12 protein-coding genes are annotated in these 18,978 nt (G+C 44.2%); 3 read left to right on the forward strand and 9 right to left on the reverse strand.

Annotation, left to right across the window (positions count from 1 at the left end; translation table 11 throughout):
• Positions 1 to 245 precede the first annotated feature (245 nt).
• The gene (locus LT679_RS16150; protein WP_232178703.1) at positions 246 to 1,859 is read left to right on the forward strand and encodes a DUF6377 domain-containing protein; all 1,614 of its coding nucleotides are present in this window, start codon (positions 246 to 248) and stop codon (positions 1,857 to 1,859) included.
• A 54-nt stretch (positions 1,860 to 1,913) separates the two neighbouring features.
• On the opposite strand, the gene LT679_RS16155 is transcribed toward LT679_RS16150, so the two are convergent.
• The 7 genes from LT679_RS16155 to LT679_RS16185 are packed head-to-tail and all read right to left on the reverse strand — an operon-like array spanning position 1,914 to position 12,632.
• The gene (locus LT679_RS16155; protein WP_232178704.1) at positions 1,914 to 3,158 is read right to left on the reverse strand and encodes a YeiH family protein; all 1,245 of its coding nucleotides are present in this window, start codon (positions 3,156 to 3,158) and stop codon (positions 1,914 to 1,916) included.
• 41 nt (positions 3,159 to 3,199) lie between these two features.
• Complete coding sequence (gene soxC / locus LT679_RS16160; RefSeq protein WP_232178705.1) at positions 3,200 to 4,459, reverse strand: sulfite dehydrogenase; 1,260 nt, start codon at positions 4,457 to 4,459, stop codon at positions 3,200 to 3,202.
• 17 nt (positions 4,460 to 4,476) lie between these two features.
• A complete protein-coding gene (locus LT679_RS16165; RefSeq protein WP_232178706.1) occupies positions 4,477 to 5,076 on the reverse strand; it encodes a c-type cytochrome in 600 nt (199 codons plus the stop codon).
• A gap of 38 nt (positions 5,077 to 5,114) precedes the next feature.
• The gene (locus tag LT679_RS16170; RefSeq protein WP_232178707.1) at positions 5,115 to 6,803 is read right to left on the reverse strand and encodes a hypothetical protein; all 1,689 of its coding nucleotides are present in this window, start codon (positions 6,801 to 6,803) and stop codon (positions 5,115 to 5,117) included.
• 12 nt (positions 6,804 to 6,815) lie between these two features.
• On the reverse strand, positions 6,816 to 8,150 hold the full coding sequence (locus LT679_RS16175) for a DoxX family protein (RefSeq protein WP_232178708.1): 1,335 nt from the start codon (positions 8,148 to 8,150) through the stop codon (positions 6,816 to 6,818).
• 21 nt (positions 8,151 to 8,171) lie between these two features.
• The gene (locus tag LT679_RS16180) at positions 8,172 to 9,524 is read right to left on the reverse strand and encodes a RagB/SusD family nutrient uptake outer membrane protein (RefSeq protein WP_232178709.1); all 1,353 of its coding nucleotides are present in this window, start codon (positions 9,522 to 9,524) and stop codon (positions 8,172 to 8,174) included.
• Between the two features lie 9 nt (positions 9,525 to 9,533).
• The gene (locus LT679_RS16185; protein ID WP_232178710.1) at positions 9,534 to 12,632 is read right to left on the reverse strand and encodes a SusC/RagA family TonB-linked outer membrane protein; all 3,099 of its coding nucleotides are present in this window, start codon (positions 12,630 to 12,632) and stop codon (positions 9,534 to 9,536) included.
• A gap of 453 nt (positions 12,633 to 13,085) precedes the next feature.
• Between LT679_RS16185 and LT679_RS16190 the strand changes: the two genes are divergently transcribed.
• Positions 13,086 to 13,655, forward strand: coding sequence for a Crp/Fnr family transcriptional regulator (locus LT679_RS16190; protein WP_232178711.1), 570 nt, complete (start codon positions 13,086 to 13,088; stop codon positions 13,653 to 13,655).
• Between the two features lie 77 nt (positions 13,656 to 13,732).
• A complete protein-coding gene (locus tag LT679_RS16195) occupies positions 13,733 to 14,596 on the forward strand; it encodes an SDR family oxidoreductase (protein ID WP_232178712.1) in 864 nt (287 codons plus the stop codon).
• Positions 14,597 to 14,706: 110 nt separating this feature from the next.
• Here LT679_RS16195 and LT679_RS16200 read toward each other — a convergent pair whose 3' ends face one another.
• Together LT679_RS16200 and LT679_RS16205 are read right to left on the reverse strand one after the other, a co-directional pair.
• Positions 14,707 to 17,745: a beta-L-arabinofuranosidase domain-containing protein gene (locus LT679_RS16200; protein WP_232178713.1), complete on the reverse strand. Its 3,039-nt coding sequence runs from the start codon at positions 17,743 to 17,745 to the stop codon at positions 14,707 to 14,709.
• A gap of 130 nt (positions 17,746 to 17,875) precedes the next feature.
• Positions 17,876 to 18,898 carry an LLM class flavin-dependent oxidoreductase gene (locus LT679_RS16205; RefSeq protein ID WP_232178714.1) on the reverse strand — a complete coding sequence of 341 codons (1,023 nt, stop codon included), beginning with the start codon at positions 18,896 to 18,898 and terminating at the stop codon, positions 17,876 to 17,878.
• Positions 18,899 to 18,978: the final 80 nt, after the last annotated feature.

The raw sequence follows: 18,978 nt of genomic DNA on the forward strand, positions 1-18,978 counted from the left end.
GTTTGTATATGCGAAGTGCTACGCAATTAAAAAATCCAGAGTTAAAAAATTTTAAGGATTTAATAATCAGAAATTTAACTTTAGGTAAACCCCTAAAAATCTAAGTCATTTCTACAAAAAACACTTTGTAAAACGATAAATCGATTTTACTTTTTAGCGCCGAAAAGCAACTTAACTGAAAATTAATTTGTGACAAAAATCATATAAAGACTATCGCTTGCTTTTATAGATTTGAATAACCAGTTATGACTAAACACCATTACCTCTTATTTATAACGTTGGTAGTATTTACTTCCAACTGCATAGCGCAGAATATTAATGCGGATAGTATGCTTACCGTTTTGAAAAAAGAACTTACGCGAAAAAGTATTTATGATGCAAAAAAAGAAAATACCATCAAGCAATTAAAAAGCAGATTAGAGAAAAAGCAAAATCACAATGCTGCTATTCGTTACAACTTATGTAACCAAATTTTTGATTGTTACAGGGCTTATAAATTCGACTCGGCGTTTGTATATGCCAACAAGATGATTGACATTGCCCGCGAATCGAACAACTATACTAAGGAAACGAAAAGCAGGATTTTACTTGGAACCATATTATTGAATTCGGGGCTTTACAAAGAGGCTTTTGATGTAGTAGAAAAACTCGATCCGGAAAAATTATCCGTTGCCTTGAGATCTGATTATTTAATACTACGTGGCAGGCTTTATTCAGGCATTGCCGAATATAATAACGACGGTTATTTTACCCGGCTGTATCAAAAACAATCAAAACAGGATTTAAAACATGCTGAAATAACGGTGGCTTCTACAGAATTTGAACAAACCATAACAGATGCCTATTTACCTGATTCAAAACGCGATAAAAAGCTTACCCCTCAGTTTTACTATCAATATTTAACAAGCCACAAACTAAGCGAGCACGGTATTGCTATGTCCTCAACACGTTTGAGTTTTGCGTATCATGGCAACAATAAGGTTTTCTTTTTAGCGCTCGCTGCCATTAATGATTTGCGATCGGCCACGAAGGAAACATTGGCTATATTTTTACTCGGCAAAGAACTATACCGGCAAAACCGCACCAGTGAGGCTTACCTGTTTATGCAAGAGGCTGTAAAGAATGCTAAGTTTTACGGCGCGCGTAATCGTGAAGTACAGATAGAATCGCTACTACCGGCTGTTGCCAACAAACTGCTGGCTGAAAAACAGTACGAGAAAGACCGCTTTGTAATTGTATTGTTAGTGATTTTTATAATAGCGCTGGTATTATTTTTCACACTTGTTATTTACCGCACGCAATTATTGCGCATCAAGGCTAACGAAAAAACTATAACCGATCAAAACATCGAACTAAAACAGGTTAATGAAAAGTTGTGGGAATCATCACGCATTAAGGAAGAACTCATTGGACTGTTCTTAAAAACATGTTCTACTTACATAGACACACTGGATAGAGCCAAGCGTAAAATTCTGCATAGCGTTAAGCTTGGTAAATTTAATGAAATAAAGCCACTGTTGGATGATGTGCATATTGACCGCGAAAAAGAACACTTGTACGAAACGCTCGATAACGCATTTTTAAAGATATTTCCCAATTTTATCAGTTCCTTTAATTTATTGCTAAGCCCGGAAGACCAGATATGGCCAAAACGGGGCGAGGCACTCAACCCCACCCTGCGGATATTTGCGTTGATGAGGCTGGGAATACATGAATTGCCTACAGTCGCAAAAATTTTAGGTTATAGCGAGAGCACCATATATACCTATAAGATCAGAGTAAAGGCTAAAGCACTTATCCAAGGGCCTGATTTTGAGAAAAGCATAATGGATATTAAGTTTATCGACGTTTCGGAGTAATAATAAATAAAGCCTGGATTACTCGCCATCTGCCTCAACAGCATAAACAGCGTTTTAAAATAACAGGTAAGCGATAACCAACGTGATTACCACGTTAAAACTTTGGGCTATCAAAAAAGCATAAATGGGTTTCTTACTGTCGCGATGAAGCAGGTCGCGGAAGTTGGTTTCAAGGCCGATACTGGTAAACGCCAATGCAAACCAAAACCCTTGCAGATTTTTTAAAGGTGCTTTAACCGCAGTAGCCAGCTCCGGCGAGATAACGAAAGAAAATAATAACGATGCTGCAATGAAGCCAATAACAAATTTAGGGAAGCGCTCCCATATAACTTTAAGCGTAGGCTTGCTCTCGCCGTCAGCTGCCGACGGATGTTTAGTGTATGTCCAGTAAACCGAGATGGCGAATGCCGCTATGCCTAACAGCACGTTTTGAGAGAACTTTACTATAGAGCTTATTTTGAGCGCCGTTTCACCAACCAAACTGCCTGATGCTACCACCGCACCTGTGGTATCAATACTACCACCAAGCCATGCGCCCGTAACTTCCTGCGATAAACCCATCACTTTGGCCAGGTATGGCATAAATACCATCATGGGTACGGCCGTTATCAATACTAATGATATAACAAGCGACAACTTCTTTGAATCGCCTTTTATGGCACCCGACGTGGCAATGGCCGCCGATACCCCGCAAATAGATACTGCACTGGACAGCATCATGGTTAATTCCGAATCTATCTTTAGCTTTTTACATACCCAGTAGGAGAAATACCATACCGACACTACAACCATTAAAGCTTGTATCAAACCTAATGAACCGGCTTTTAATATATCCGAAAAAATAATGCTGGTACCCAGCAAAACCAGGCCAACCTTTACATAAAACTCCGAAGCCAAAGCTTCCCTGAACCATTGCGGCAGTTTGAACAGGTTGCCTATCAGCAAACCAATAATGAGGCTGAAGATAACAGCCTCCAGGTTAAGCGCTTTTGCCTGGCTGCTTCCCGCTATAACCAATGCTACTATAGTGAGTAAATAAACAACCGGAAAAACTTTAAGCACCCCAACTACAGATTTACCGGTAAGCCCGGCGCCGATGACAGCTATAGCAAGCACATACACTAACTGAATTAATATATTTAAAAGATTAGTACCGCTTAAAACTTTGCCCGTCAAATCCTCGGCAGTTGCCCAGCTAAATTCCGGAGTTGAGAGCAGGATACCTGATAAAGAGAGTATGATAATAATAAAACCAAGTAATACAACGGTCCAGTCTTCAGTTAAAATGCTTTTATTCATAGTAATTTTGGTGGTTATAATTTTCAGATTTCAATATATTGTTATTTCCGGCTTTCGGGCTTAAAAAGTACAGATCCGTCCCTTTTTATAAGCCATGAAGTTATAGGATTTAAATGATAGCCGCCCATGTCGGCGCCGCGATAGTCAACCAGTTGCTTTAACGTTGGCTGGGTATAACCGGTTTCGTCAGTTACGCGGCTGGCAATTTCAGTAACGCTACCATCCCAATACCACAATAGCCTGAAATACGTATGCGCTTTTGATAGCACCGGCTCCTGTAATTGCGCAAGCTGCCACGTACGGCCTGCATCGATGGTAACTTCAACTTTCGTTACCTTCCCCCTACCTGTCCAGGCCAAGCCCCGTATCTCGTTCCATCCGGGTTCAACTTTTGCCGGGTATGAGGGCGAAGTGATGATAGAACGCGCATCCATTTCAAAACTGAACTGGCGTATCTTATCTTTTACAGCATAAGTGTATTTGCTGGTTTCCTCGCGTGTCATAAAAGGCTGGTCTGACAGTTCGATACGCCGCAGCCATTTCACGTTCATGTTACCTTCCCAACCGGGTAGCAGTAACCTTATTGGATATCCTTGTTCGGGGCGTATCGCTTCACCGTTTTGGCCATACACTATCATGGCATCATCCCAACCCTTGCTGGTAGGTATACTACGGGTTAAATACGCAGCATCGGCACCCTCTGCTAAAAACCAATTTGCTTTAGGCTTGATGCCTACCTCGCGAAAAAGCGTTGATAGCATTACCCCCGTCCACTCGCTTTGGCTGGTAAGGCCGCAAATTTCCTGCGCGGTCATGGTTTCTTTGCCGGATCTGAAATTACCTGAGCACTCTAAAAAACAAGTTCGCGTTACCGATGGAAAACGTTTCAAGTCGCGCAGGGTAAACTTCATCGGTTTGTTTACCATACCATGTATCAGCAGTTCATGTTTTTCCGGGTCGATATTAGGCACACCAGCATGATGCCGTTCATAGTGCAAATCGGATGGCGTTATAGTACCTAAAAGATCCTGCAGCGGCGTACGCGATGATATGTCAGATGGCAAGCGCACCGGTTTTTCATAAGGTGAACGTCCACCCAGCTTGCTCGGACCCGGTCCCGGTGTTATTAGGTCATCAGCAGGGGTATCGCTTTTTCGCCAACTTGCAGGCAATACCGGTTGTATGGTTTTACCCAGCGATGTTTGAATATACAATATACCCGCCGCAGCCATCCCGCCTAAAACTTTGCGCCGCGATAGCTTTGTGGGTGTATTACTGTTTTGCTGGTGGTTCTGTTTCATCAATATCCAGGTACAAATTATTTTACCTCTGCGCCGCCTTTGCGGTCGTCATCAACATAGTACTTGCGTGCAGGCATTACTACTCGTGGTAGCGTATTGGCATTAATAACTGCATCTGCCTTTACAATTCTGTTTGCGTTGAGCAAATAAGCGGTTACCGCGTAAACCTCGTTGTTGGTTAACGACTGCGGCGCGTGGTAAGGCATCGCCCTGCGTACGTAATCAAAAATTGTAGTGGCGTAAGGCCAATAGTTGCCGATGGTGTTAGTCTTACGGCCAACAAAAACGGTATCACTTACTAAAACGGGCGCAGGTAATTTAACACCTGCTTCCGCTTCGCCGGTTTTACCGTGGCAGGCAGCGCACTTGGTTTGATAAACTATTTTACCGGTTATCGCTGTTCCCTGCCCGGCAGGCAACCCTCGCCCATTCGGACTTACATCAATATCCCAGGATTTTATTTCCGCTGCTGTCGCAGCTCTGCCTAAGTTAAAAGTTGTCGGCCATGGCACTGTATCGGTTAATGGCGTTGCAACCGGCTCTGTGCTATAAGTATCCTCAATAAAACCGGTTACAAACACCCAAAGTAAACCCGCTACTACCGGCAACCATGTCATTTTTATACCTGCAATACAACTATGCATCCGCTTTCAACTTAATATTTCCCTGCTGATAATGTACTTTTTGACAGCGCGTATTTACGGTCATACCTATCAAGCACTACATAAATAGAATCGCGGTTTTCATTTATGCCCTGCAATATTACACGTGAGCCGTCCTTGGTTTGATAGCGCAGCACCATGCGTTCGCGTTTTGGCTCTTTTACTTTCTCGGCAAATTCCCGGTCGCGGCGTGTTGACCACGCTTTTTTATCAATCATATCGCGCTCGTTACCAATACGTGCCAGTGCAGCGTTACTGATCCAGTTATCCGCTTTTTCCTTTTTAGCTGAGTGTTTTTCCTTTTCAGCCTGCGCACCACCTTGACGGCGACGGCGGTTACCGGCGGTGTTCTTGTTTTGCAGATATAGCACATGATCAACCGTATCGGCATAATAATGGAAGGCACGCTGTCCACCGGCGGTGCCGGTAATTTCAAATGTGCGTTGAATGTCTCTCATCGGGCTTCCGCCACCGTTTGACAGATCAAGCCAGGCCGGTTTATTTACCTTGTAGGTTAAAGTTGTCCAGTTCTCAAAAGTGGCTTGCTGCCAGCGCAGGGTATCAAGCGGTGAGTATGGAATTACTTTATTGTTGATCCTGAATTCGGTTACGTGGTAATTACCCCGCAAAGTTTTTACGCCCGCTGTTGATGGCTGCTTGTACGGATCATATTTAAAATTGATAACCTCGGTATAAGTAAGAACACCAAAAAAGATAACGAATGTTAAAGTCTTTAAGCCAATGCGCGCATATCTGCCAAAACCTCTTGAAAGATCAGGATAATACCTGACCGGTACCGTGGTTTTTTCTTTGATCAGCAGGCGATATAGGTTGGGCACGTCATCCGCAAAAATGAACCCGGCTAATAAAACAAAGTAAAACGCGTAAACGTGTACACCGCCATCGTATGCATAATTCACAAAAGTGATATCAAATAACGCGGCTGCAAGCAATAATGCGCCGTAAGTAGTTGTTTTTCTGAAGAAAAGCATAGCGCCGGCTGCTACCTCTACTATGCCGCCAAATACCTGGTACCAGGGTACAATACCAACCGATAACCAATAGATCTTCTGTGTAGTAAAGTCGCCGAAATCGGTATTTAATAAGCCCAATGAAGGGTATGGCATTTGTGTAGGGAAAAGCTTGGTAAACCCGAACCCTATTATACCTATACCTGCACGGTAGCGCACAATAACGCGCAACCAATAGTAAAGAATGTGATACTCTTTACGCTTACGGTCTAGCGCTGTCCAAATGAGGGAACCGGCTACGGCTATTAATAAGGCATAGCCCCACTCTTTGTAATCAGATAAAAAGGTGCGATCTTCAGTTTCGGCGGATTTCGCTTGCGCCTTTTTGGCACTGAACGCCTTGGTATTCACCGTGTCCGACTGTGACTGTGTGATGTTTTCATACCCACGTTTCTCTCCAAAAAACTGACTGTAATTGGGCGAAAACCGGGCTATGTCATAAATATCACGATAGTGTGGATGCAGCCAGTCGATAGTGAGCGCATTTACATACCAGCGGCCATCCGTAGGGATTGACAGCAGTACGAAAAATATGAAGGCTATACGAAAAGCGAATCTTTTTAACGGCGACCAGGGTTTGCGTACCCCGGCAGTTACTTTAGGTTTGGCCGGCTGCTCGGCAACGGCGACTTGTTCTTCTAAAACAGACATCGGTTTGTGTGTTTAAAGTTTAATTTTTTCTCTCCGGTCCTGCAATAACAGGTACTTTTTGGATACCCTGTCCAGCACTACATAAATTGAGTCCTGATTTGTTGCGCGGCCTGATAATGCGAGTGTGCTATCACTCAACCAGCTATAATTTAACGTCAGCTTCTCCCCTGCATAATGGCGGTTTTTGTTTTGCAAGTGCAACAGGTGCTGAACCGTATCTACTGTATAACTGTAATAATGCCTACCGCCGGAGCCCGCCAGCTCGTAGTCCCGCTCGTCATCATTCCGGCTGGTACGCTCGTAGTTGGACGTTTGCAGCACCACCGGCCTGTTTGAGCGTATACTGATAGTAGCCCACTTTTCAAAAACCACATCACGCCAGCGTACCGGGTCGGTTGCTGAATATGGATGCTCCTTTTGGTTAAGCCTAAACTCACGTACGTTATAAAACCCGGCGCTATTGCTCAGGCCTGTTGATTTCGGAAATTGATAGGGATCGTTTTTATAGCCGTCCGACGCCTTAAAACCATAGATTACCACAAAAAGCAGCACAACCAGTATTTTTGAAACCACCCTTACAGTGGCCAGCTTGCCTGCAAAATGCGGTTTAAAATGCACCGGGCTTGTAGGTTGCTCAAGCGCTATTAAACGGTGTATGCGCAAGGCATCCTGCGCCAATACAAATAAGGCAAATGAGAGGATATAAAAGCTGTAAACGTATTCCCCACCTTCGTAAGCCAGGTTTGATATAAAAACGTTACCCGTAAATACCAATATAATAATGGCGCCGATTGAGGCAGTTCGCCTGAAGAATAACAGCAAACCGGCCAGCACTTCAAACAAGCCCAAAAAAGTTTCGTACGATGGCACTACGCCAAGGCTCAGGGAAAATACTTTCCAATTATTAAAATCTCCATAACTGGTGTTGAGGTTGCTGATAGATGGAAACGGTGCCTGCAACGGCCAAACCTTGATGATTCCGTACCCAATAACAGCAATGGCCAGGCGGTAGCGCACAATTACACGCAACCAGTAATACAACCGATCGTAGTCCGCATCGGTAAATTTTTCAAAGCGTTTTTTTAATGCAAATGCGCCCGCTAAGGCGATTATGGCGATGACCAACCAGTTTACAAATGAGTCTTCACCAAAAAATGACGGATAAAAGCGGGTCAGGTTAAAGATATCTTGGTAATCCGGACTAAACCAATTTATAGAGAATAACCTGGCCCAATAGCCAATACTTATGGGCAGCGCCTGCAGCAGAAAGTAGATCAACACAAAGCGAAAAACATTCCGCTCGGTTAACGTCCAATGACGTTCGTTGTTTAAATTACCTGTACTCATTTCTACGTATCAATTAATTAGTTAATAGCCAGGATTATTAGGCAGTAATGATGGATCAATCTGTATCTGCTCCTGTGGTACCGGCAGCAATAATTTACTTGGATCAGCAATTTTTAGCACAGCCTGCGCGCGGCCCGTACGTACCAAATCAAACCAACGGTGCGGCTCCAGCGCGAATTCAATGCGGCGCTCCTGTTCTATAGATAATAAGATAGCACCCTGTGTTGTTGATGTGGTAGCGGCAAGGCCTGCACGATCACGAACCGCATCCAGATCTGCTCTTGCGCCGTCAAGATCAGCCGCCGAGCCCCGATGCGCCCGTGCTTCGGCACGTATCAGGTACAATTCAGCAATCCGGATTACAAAGCTTGGATCGGTAGCCGGATTGCGATAATAAAGATTGCCATACCACCGGTTTTGATTATCCTTAACAACCAGCACGCTACGGTTACCGCCCGAGTCGGCTTTATTTACCAATGCTACAAAAGCATCATTAGGCGCCCACTGGCGGGTACCGCCGTTGGTTTGTGGCTGCCATTGATTGCGGTGACTATTTAACTCGGTAGCGCTATAAAATATTTCAAAAACAGATTCCTGTGTACCACGGGCATCATTGGCGAAAAACGCACTGTAAGGCCTAACTAAAGTGTAGTTTTTGGTATCGCTTATAACTTTGGTAGCGTACTCTTCAGCTTTTGCCCAATCTTTTTGGTACAGATAAAACCTGGCTTTTAACGCCCATACCGTTTTGCGTGTTGCCTTAAAACGGTCGGTTGTTTCGGTAAGCAATGGCTCGGCAGTGTTTAAGTCGTTTAGGGCCTGGGCGTAAACTTCAGTGGCCGGCCTGCGGCCGAGGCCGATATTATCACTTGCCAATACAGTTGGTTTGGTAACAATAGGTGCACCACCCCATGTACGTGCCAAATCAAAATAGGCCAATCCACGGATAAAGTACGCCTCCCCTAAAATACGGTTCCTCTCCGTCTCGGTAAATGCAGCATCCTGTACTTCGGGTACCTTGGCTATTAAATTATTTGCTCTGTTAATAGTTTGATAAATGGCAACCCATGCGCCGCTTATAGTAGCGTTGCCCGTGCTTACATTATGATTGATCAGTTCCTGAACCTGCGATTGCGAACCCGTCCATTGAATATTATCACCTGAAAGGTAGCCAATGGATTGGAACGTAGTACTGTAATAGCCGCCCGAAGCCAGTGACGAATACACGCCATTAAGCGCGCTTTGAGATGATGCCCTGTCAAATATCGTTTGATCGTCAGGCACAGAAGCCTGAGGTTCAACGTCCAGGTATTTCTGGCATGAGACTGCCGAAAGCGATATGATAAAAAGAGTAATATATGTTTTGATTTTCATGATGATTGCTTAGAATGTTACGTTTACGCCTAATTGGAAAGAACGCGGTTGCGGTGGGGTACCCAGATCGATGCCCTGCTCGTTTTGCCCGCTGCTTGCGCTTGATTCCGGATCGAGTCCGGTATACTTGGTAACTGTAAACAGGTTAGCGCCAATGGCATAAATACGCAGGTTTTGTATACCTGCTTTTTCAGTTAAAGCCTTGGGTAAGGTATAACCTAAGGTTAATGAACGCAGGCGCAGAAACGAACCGTTCTCTAACCAGCGGCCGCCGCCATCTTTATAATTATTGTTATTGATTCCATCCGGGCGAGGTGTATCGGTTATGTCGCCGGGCTTTTGCCAACGGTCAACATTGCTGGCAAATATTACACGGGCAGCATCACGCGCGCCACCGGCTTCGCCAAAAAAGCGGTTATGATTATATACTTTGTTACCGTATGAAAATGCCAGTAATGCACCCAAATCAAAGGATTTGTAGTTGAGGTTTGTAGTAAACCCTCCAAAGAATTTAGGCCAGATGCTACCTAATATCTGGCGGTCATCAGCGGTTATTTTGCCATCGCCGTTATAATCTTCATAAATTACGTTGCCTGTTTGCGGGTCAACGCCTAACTCTTTATACACCCAAAATGAATATAGCGGACTGCCTTCTTGTTGCAATATCAGGTCGCGGCTACCAAAACGTATGGGGCGATCAAGCTTTTCAATTTTGTTTATGTTGCGAGACACGTTCAGGCTGGTTGTCCAGGTAAAATCCTTTGTTTTGATGTTGGTTGACGTAATGGCCAGCTCAAAACCTTTGTTACTCACCTCCAGGCCATTGGTATAATAGCTCGGCAAGCCCTGTGTTGCAGCAAGAGGTGTGAGTATAATACCGTCAGAAGTATACTTACGATAATAGTTGAACTCAACGGCTAAGCGGTTGTTAAAGAACGCCGCGTCGAGACCTACATTAAACTGCGATGTGCGCTCCCAGTGTAAATCCGGATTAGCGATTTGCAGAGGCGCAGTACCCGGAGTGCCCTGGTATGGTGAGTTACTTGCCCATAGGCCCAATGAGGCAAAATCGCCCGCACCGTTTTGATTACCGGTGATACCATAGCTGGTACGGATCTTCAAATCGGTAAGAAAGCTTACATCCTTCAGAAAATCCTCTTCCTTAACGTTCCACGCCGCGCCTACGCCGGGGAAGTAGCCCCATTTTTTATTATCGCCAAAAGCAGATGAACCGTCCGCACGGATGCTGGCATCAAACAAATACTTACCGGCAAAATTATAATCAACCTTTGCAAAAAAAGATGCCAGGTTACGTTTAGACCAATCTTCAGTACCTATCCTAACCGCCGCTGATGAGATCAGCTTATAAGAGTTATTGGCGAAGCCTGTTCCTTGCGCAAAAGTGCGGCTGTAAACGGTGCTTTGCAGCGTATTACCTATTAACACGCCGAACGAGTGCTTATCATTTATCTTTTTACGATAGGTAAGCGTTTGCTCGTTCAGTAACGAACTGCGACGCCCTAATGACGAAGTTGCCAATCCGCTTGGTGAACCGGCCAATAAAAACGTGTTCCAGTATTCTGATTCATCGTAGTTGTTGTAGTCGGCCCCAAAACTTGAGCGAAATTTCAGGTTAGGTAATATATCCCACTCGCCATATACATTGCCTATATAACGTAAACTGGTTGAGTTTACATCATAATTATCTAACAATAGCTGTACGTTATCAAAACCGGCACGGCCAACCAACACGCCCTGCTCATTATAGGGGGATAAGTAGGTTGGTGTATGTAACGCGGCCTGCAATATACCTCCTGCCGGGCCGTCGCCTGCCCTGCCTTCATTACGAAAAGTGCGGGCAAAGGTATTGCTCGTACCAATGGTGACTTTATCACTTAATTTTTGATCGAAATTGGCTTTAAAGCTGGCACGGTCAAAATCTATCGGGCGCAATATGGATTCCTGCTTGTTGTATCCGGCACCAAAATAATAGCGTGATCCGTTGTTACCACCGCTTACCGACACATCATAATTTTGCAGCCTCGCCGTGCGGAACACCTGGCTCAGGCGGTCGTAAGTTTGCTGATCCTGCGGGTTGCCACGGCCATTAGGAAACGCGGCCGTAGCCGGTTGAAACGGTACTTTAGCCGGATCGCCGCCCGTGTTTATAAAGTTTTCATTCACCAGCTCTGCATGTTGCTGCCCGGTAGCAAGCTCCCAAAGCTTCGCCGCTTTTGACCATCCCTGCGTTACATTTAAATCAACCTTTGGCTTCTGATTGAACTTACCACGTTTGGTAGTAACAATGATAGCGCCATTTGCTCCGCGAACGCCATATAATACGGTAGCTTCGGCATCTTTCAATACCGATATGCTCTCAATATCGTTGGGGTTTATATCAGCAATCGGCGAGGTAGCTTTACCGCCGGTACTGTAAGTTTGCAAGCTGCTATTCTCAATAAACACCCCGTCAATTACATACAATGGGTTATTGTTGCCATAAATACTGGTGGCGCCACGCAGCCTCACATTAATAGTTTCGCCGGGGACGCCGGTATTGGTGCTTATCTGCACACCGGCTACTTTACCCTGGAGTTGCGATTCAAAGCTACCGCCCGGTAAAGCCTTTACGTCATCCAGCTTGGCTTTAGTTACCGAGCCGATCAGGTTACGTTTCTCTTGCGTGCCATAGGCCACCACCATAACTTCGTTAAGCTCATTGGTAAGCGCTTTTAAATTGATGGTTATGTTTTCGCCGGTCGCATCCAGCTCCTGTTTTTCATAACCTATGTAGGTGATGATTAAGGTGTACGGGAATTTTTGGCCGGTAGTGAAGGTAAATTTACCATTACCGTCGGTAACCACCTGGTGAGTAGTTCCTTTTATCTGTACCGATGCTCCGGGTAGTGGTTCTCGGGTTTTAGAGTCCAGGACTTGTCCGTTAAGTTTTGAATTAATGGTTGGCGGCTGGTTTTGAGCAACGCCCAACAATGGAATAAAAATAATTAAAGCGAAAAGTATGTTTAACGCATATTGTAGATATCGGGTGCTACCCGACCAATATTCACGTTCAGTTTGATTACTAATTGCTAAGTAACGTTGTTGCATTTTTATGTATGGATGAATTTTGTGGTTCAGACACGGCAAAGCATGCCCTACCCATCATTAACAAATAGGGATATTTGGATGTATGTAAAAAGACGGTACCCGGATGATATGGATAGTTAGGTAGCTGTGCCGGGCCTGATTGTGCAGATTACACGCACAGCTCACAGCAACAACAACATCGCGCAGCGGATGCGATGCGGTGAATGCTGTAGTTGTAGTAGCGTGTCTTCATGATGTGATTATTTGTGGTTAAATACTGCTGTTTGTAACTTAATACAGCGCAAATATAAACACTTAATTTAAAAATACAATTAAATCTATAGGAATGGTAGTATTTTTTATTGTTTATGCTGAGATATTTAACTATTTAGTATTCTGAAAGCCGCTATTATATAACCTTACTTTTTACCAAATGGTAAATAGATTTAACAGATTTATAACGAAATTCATTGCATGAAAGAGTTCGTTAACTATATTTTACAGTTCGGCAACTTAAACACGCAACAAATAGATTTTATCGTTGGCAAAACAAAAAAACTTGTACTAAAAAAAGAAGAGTATTTTTCTGAAGCCGGAAAAATTCCGCGTTATGTAGGGTTCATCCTGAAAGGCGTGGTTCGGTTTTGCTACTACAATAATAAAGGTGAGGAAATTACCCATTCATTTATTGATGAAAATAATTTTGTTTCAGATCAGCAGCGGTTTGAGGCACAGGTAGTAGCTTCAGAGTATATTCAAGCTGTTACCGATTGCGAGTTCATCATCTTCTCTAAAAAGGATTGGGACGAAATAAGCAATACAATTGTAGGATGGGATACCATAACCGGCCTGATTTTGAAGAATTGTTTATTGAAGACCATTGAAAGGCGCAGCCCGTTGGTGTCTGAAGATGCCACTACGCGTTATCTATCATTTATACATCAGTTTCCCGGCCTCCTCAGCCGGGTGCCGCTTTCACACATTGCCTCCTACCTGGGTATCACGCAGCAGTCGTTAAGCAGGATCAGAAAAAACATACGGTAACGCTGCTTTTTACCAAATGGTAAATGCATTCATTTCATCAAATGCAAACTTTGTATCATTAATTAAATAACAAGAAAATGAGCAAAAAAGTAGTTTTGATAACCGGAACAAACAGTGGCTTTGGATGGCTAACCGCCAAAGCGGTGGCCGCTTTAGGACATAAAGTTTATGCCACCATCAGAGACACTGAAGGCAGGAACGCCGCGCAGGCGAAAGCTTTAGCCGCTATAGATAACATCACTGTACTGGATGTATCACTTACTGATGATACAAGCGTGCGGAAAGCCTTTGACACGATAATTGCAAGGGAAGGAACTATTGATGTACTGGTAAATAACGCAGGTGCCGTGATGTTTGGTGTATTAGAAGGCGCCACTACCGGAGATTTACAGCGAATGCTTGATATTAATGTAACCGCGCCATGGCGACTGATGAAGCTGGCGTTACCCTATATGCGCAAGCAAGCTGAAGGTTTGATCATTAACGTTTCAAGCGGCTGGGGCAGATTCGCGGCTCCGTTTACGGTTGCCTACGCCGCATCAAAATTTGCATTGGAAGGTTTAAGTGAGGGTTTGCATTACGAAGTAAAACTACTGGGCGTGGATGTAGCCATCATACAGCCCGGAACTTTCCCTACCGAAATGTCGCAAAAGGTTTGGGCCGGTTCCGATTCCTTGGTTGCAGAAGAATACCAAGTAATTGCTGAAATTCCGGGTAAGCTGATTGGCGCTATCGGGCAAATAATTGAAACAGCAAAACCAGATCCGCAGGATGTAGCAAACGCAATAGTACATTTAATTAATTTACCGAAAGGCCAGCGTCCTTTGAGAACCGTAGTCGACCCATCGACCGGCGAAATTACAAAAAGAGCTAATGACGCCGTTCAGATTGAATTTGAAAAGGTGTTAACAGCATTTGGTATGGAGAAACTTTTAAAATAACGCCCCTTAATACTAATAATAATCCCATCTGCCTTAAATGGCAGGTGGGATTATTTCTTTATTCAATATTGCTGTATCCGATCATTCAAAAATCCATTATATTTTAATGATTATTTCTTCAATTGAACATCCAGATACACCGAGTGGCGACCATAAGAATTATAAAAAGGCTTAAACATCACGCTATCAATAGTAAACTCTAACTGCTTAGGATCGCCTTTGATTGATTTACCTAAATCATCAGCGGATAGCGTTATGGTACGCCAGTCTTTTCTTGCGGCAGGTTCCTGAGCGGCAAGCAATATCGGCCCGTAAAATAAACTTGCTATATTCTGCTGATCCATTACAGGGTCAAGGTGAAATTGGAAAGGCATTTTAAGTTCTACAACATCGCCACTTTTCCAGTTCCGGGTTAGTTTCAGGTAGCTTCCCTGCGTAGCCGAAATATTTTGCTGCTGCCCGTTAATTTTTACAAAAAAGCCTTTTGTTGCCCAGCCGGGTATGCGAACGTATAAGTCAAATTTACCATTACCCTTAACAGTCAAACGTGTATGATCTTCTTCGGGGAAGCTTGTTTCCTGTTCTATCACCAGTTTACGCTCCGTCCACTTTAAAGTTGAAGGTACATACAGGTTAACATATAGCGCCTTGTTGTCTTTACTTTTAAAGTATATCGTATTCTGAAGCTTGGTGCTGCTCTCGAGTGCAGTACCGTTACAGCAGGTAAAACCGGTCATGTCTCCATTGCTGAATTGCTTTACCGAACCGGGGCGTAGCGGCACGTGGTAAGTATTTGCCGGACTATTTTCTGCTACTGAAGCCAAAATATGGTTGTACAACGCTCGCTCGTAATAATCCATATATTCCGCCTGCTGATCGTAGCGAAACAGATCGCTGGTTAGTTTAAGCATATTGTAGGTAGCACAGGTTTCATTTTGGCCGCCTGCAGAAAAGCCATTCTGATATAAGGTGCCGGGTTGAGCTATAAAACATTCGGCATTGGCAGGATTTCGGGCGCCTGCTACACCGCCAATACTATACATGTAATCAGTAACGGCTTTATGCCAAAAGTTATCAGCTATTTTGTAATATTCCGAATTGTTGGATGCCCGGTAAGTCTCGATACTGCCTATAATTTGCGGAATGTGCTGGTTGGCATGCAACCCGCGAAACAGATCGACATTCTTAGCCAATCCGCTTGAATGCTGCTTATCACCAAAAAACACCCGGATGTTATCAAATAGCTGGGCTGTTTTCAAATAATCGTCGTTGCCGGTAACGCGATAAAGGCGGGCCATCACCTCGTTCATACCACCAAACTCACCGGCAATATATGTATTCCACATTTTAATCAGGGTGTCCTGCGGTAACTTGCTTAGACGTGCATGTACCCAATTGCCCATACCGGTTGCTATTGATAGCGCCTTTTTATTGCCGCTTACCTCATAAACATCTAAAAGGCCGGCCATTATTTTATGCAGGGTGTAATATGGCGCCCATATCTGGGTTTTCTGCCCACCATATTTGGCACCAAGCTCCAGCATAATAAACTGATCGGGCGGGTAAGCGCTGATAAAGCCCGTACCCCAGTTCCAGTAATCTGTACGCAAGCCTTCTGTAGTAAGATCAGAATCGTAGGCCGATTTTCCCGGACCAAAAGGCACCATGGTAGGATCCGCTACATGGGCCCCGCCTGCCCTCACGGGTTTACCTGACAACTGCGATAAGCTGTAAAGCACGTTCACCATATAATCCATCTTGCTGGCAAACTTCGCCTGCAACACCTTATCGTAACCAGTACCCGCATATGCTTGCGCTATAGCTGTTAAATAATGCCCGGTGGCATGCCCGCGCAATTTGGTATCCTGGCTATCCCAAACGCCTAATGGCTTGGCTCCTGCCGGTTGTTTTTGCCCGAATGCTTCGCGAAACATGTATAAAAATGAATTTGGATCGGTCTCGGCAAGTGTCTGCACAAATTTATCCCGGTTTTGGGTAAACTTGGTTGTATGTCCGTATTCATCATTTTTAAGTGAAACTTCGCTCAATTTAAACGTTTCAAGCTTCAAGGCCGGAGTAACCGCTTTTTCCGCTTTTTTTACATTCACTTCCGCCTCCGGCTCAAATGCTGTACCCGGTACACGCCCTTTTACCTTGTAAGTACGCGGCTCTTGCACATCATTATTATTGGCAGCAACCGGCCAAAGTACACGCACCTTAGGCCCCGGTAATCCGTTTTGATAAACTCCATCAACATAAGCCGGCAAACGGGGCAGCGAGCCTACTTCTGTTTCAACCTTCACATTGCTAACTTTGGCTAAGTAGGCATTATATAATTGCGCATTGGTTTGAGTAAAACCCGGCATTTCATCATCAGCCCTATCAGTTACATTTACCGCACCATTACTTTTTACACCGTTATAGATGCGTGTTACCTGCCTCATGCTAAGTGGCACACGGTAAATACGGAGATCGTGCAACAATGCGTTTAAATAAATATTACCTGCAGACAATGATCTACCGATAAAAAGCGTTTTTTTTACTTGCTGCGTCCCAAAAACAGATTCAAGTTCTTTAGGTACATTACGGCTCTCGCCTATCAGCTTTCCGTCGGCGTAAGTGGTAATCATTTGCGAAGGAATATCAACCACTACAGCCACGTGCACCCAATTATTAGTTTTAATAGCCCGTGATACAGGTTTGGTTTTAGTTTTACCTGATGTAATAATCGCAGTGAAACCACTCTGAGCCGCCACACCGGCGGGAGCCACAAAAAAATGATTATCGGCAGTTTTACCAAAATCAAAAAGATACTGCCCCGGTTGGTCGGAACGTAAAAATATCCAGCCTGTAATACTGATGGATTCTAAATCAGTCAATGCCTCCGGCGGCAAGGAAACATAGGATTGGCTGCCAGATAACGATAGCACTTTGCCAAAACGGTTGTCATTAACAAACTCTGCTCTTCCTTGTAATTTACCATGCAAATTATTGCGCGACCAATCTTTAACGTCACCGTTAAAAATATAACGCGCAATCATGTCGGTTTCACCTAAGCCATCCAGTATCTGATCTCCGTTTTGCGCCGACGCGGTACTGATGTTTAATACGTATGTTAGAATAAGCAGTATACCTGATAATAATCTCATAGATTTAAAAATGCGGATATAGCCAAAGTAAATCAGAAAATTGCAATCAAAGCAATCACAATTTAACCTATACCCCCATTTTATTATCCTTAATTGATATTAACGGTGTCGCTTACTTAAAAAGATAATATTACCTCCAGCCCAATGCAGGCGCAACATGCTCCAGAATTGCAGATAATATATGGACGTTGTATTCAACGCCGAGCGTATTGGGTATTGTTAAAAGTAAAGTATCTGCTTCCTGAATGGCCTCGTCCTTGGCTAATTCCTGAATAAGTTTATCCGGTTCGGCCGCATAACTTTTACCAAAAACTGCGCGCTTGTCGCTTTCAATATAACCAAAACTGTCAGTTGCTTTGCCTTGCTGCCCGAAGTAATACCGGTCCTGGTCAGTTACCAGTGCAAAAATTGAACGGCTTACCGAAACTCTTGGCTCGCGTTGGTGTCCGGCTTTATTCCAGGCTTCTTTATATAAACGTATTTGATCTGCTTGTTGAACGTGGAAAGGCTTTCCGCTTTCGTCAAACTTTAAGGTAGAACTTTGCAGATACATACCATTTTCAGCTGCCCATACGGCTGTAGCGTTTGAAGCTGCTCCCCACCAGATACGCTCACGAAGACCTGCAGCGTGCGGCTCGAGCCGCAACAATCCGGGTGGATTAGGAAACATAGGATACGGATTAGGCTGAGCAAACCCAACACCATCCAGTTTTTTTAGAAAATCAAGCGCTTTACGGCGCCCCATATCAGCATCGCTTTCACCTTCATTAGGTTGATAACCAAAATATTTCCAGCCGTCAATCACTTGTTCGGGCGATCCCCTGCTGATACCCAGTTGCAACCTTCCTCCCGAGATCAGATCGGCGGCGCCGGCGTCTTCTACCATATACATCGGGTTTTCATATCGCATATCTATTACACCGGTGCCGATCTCAATTTTGCTGGTTTTTGCCCCTATGGCAGACAGTAACGGAAATGGCGAGGCCAGTTGCCGCGCAAAATGGTGAACCCTGAAATATGCGCCATCTAATCCAATTTCTTCGGCAGCAACAGCCAGATCAATAGATTGTAGCAAGGTGTCGCCCGCGGTTTGTGTTTGATAAGCAGGATGATGAGACCAGTGACCGAATGATAGAAAACCTATTTTTTTCATACGTGACGATTTACAATTTAAAAATACGAATCAGCCATTGATGTATAATCATCGCTTTGTCTAAATACAACTAATCCACT

The sequence above is a fragment of the Mucilaginibacter roseus genome (assembly GCF_021215455.1).
Lineage (GTDB): Bacteria > Bacteroidota > Bacteroidia > Sphingobacteriales > Sphingobacteriaceae > Mucilaginibacter > Mucilaginibacter roseus.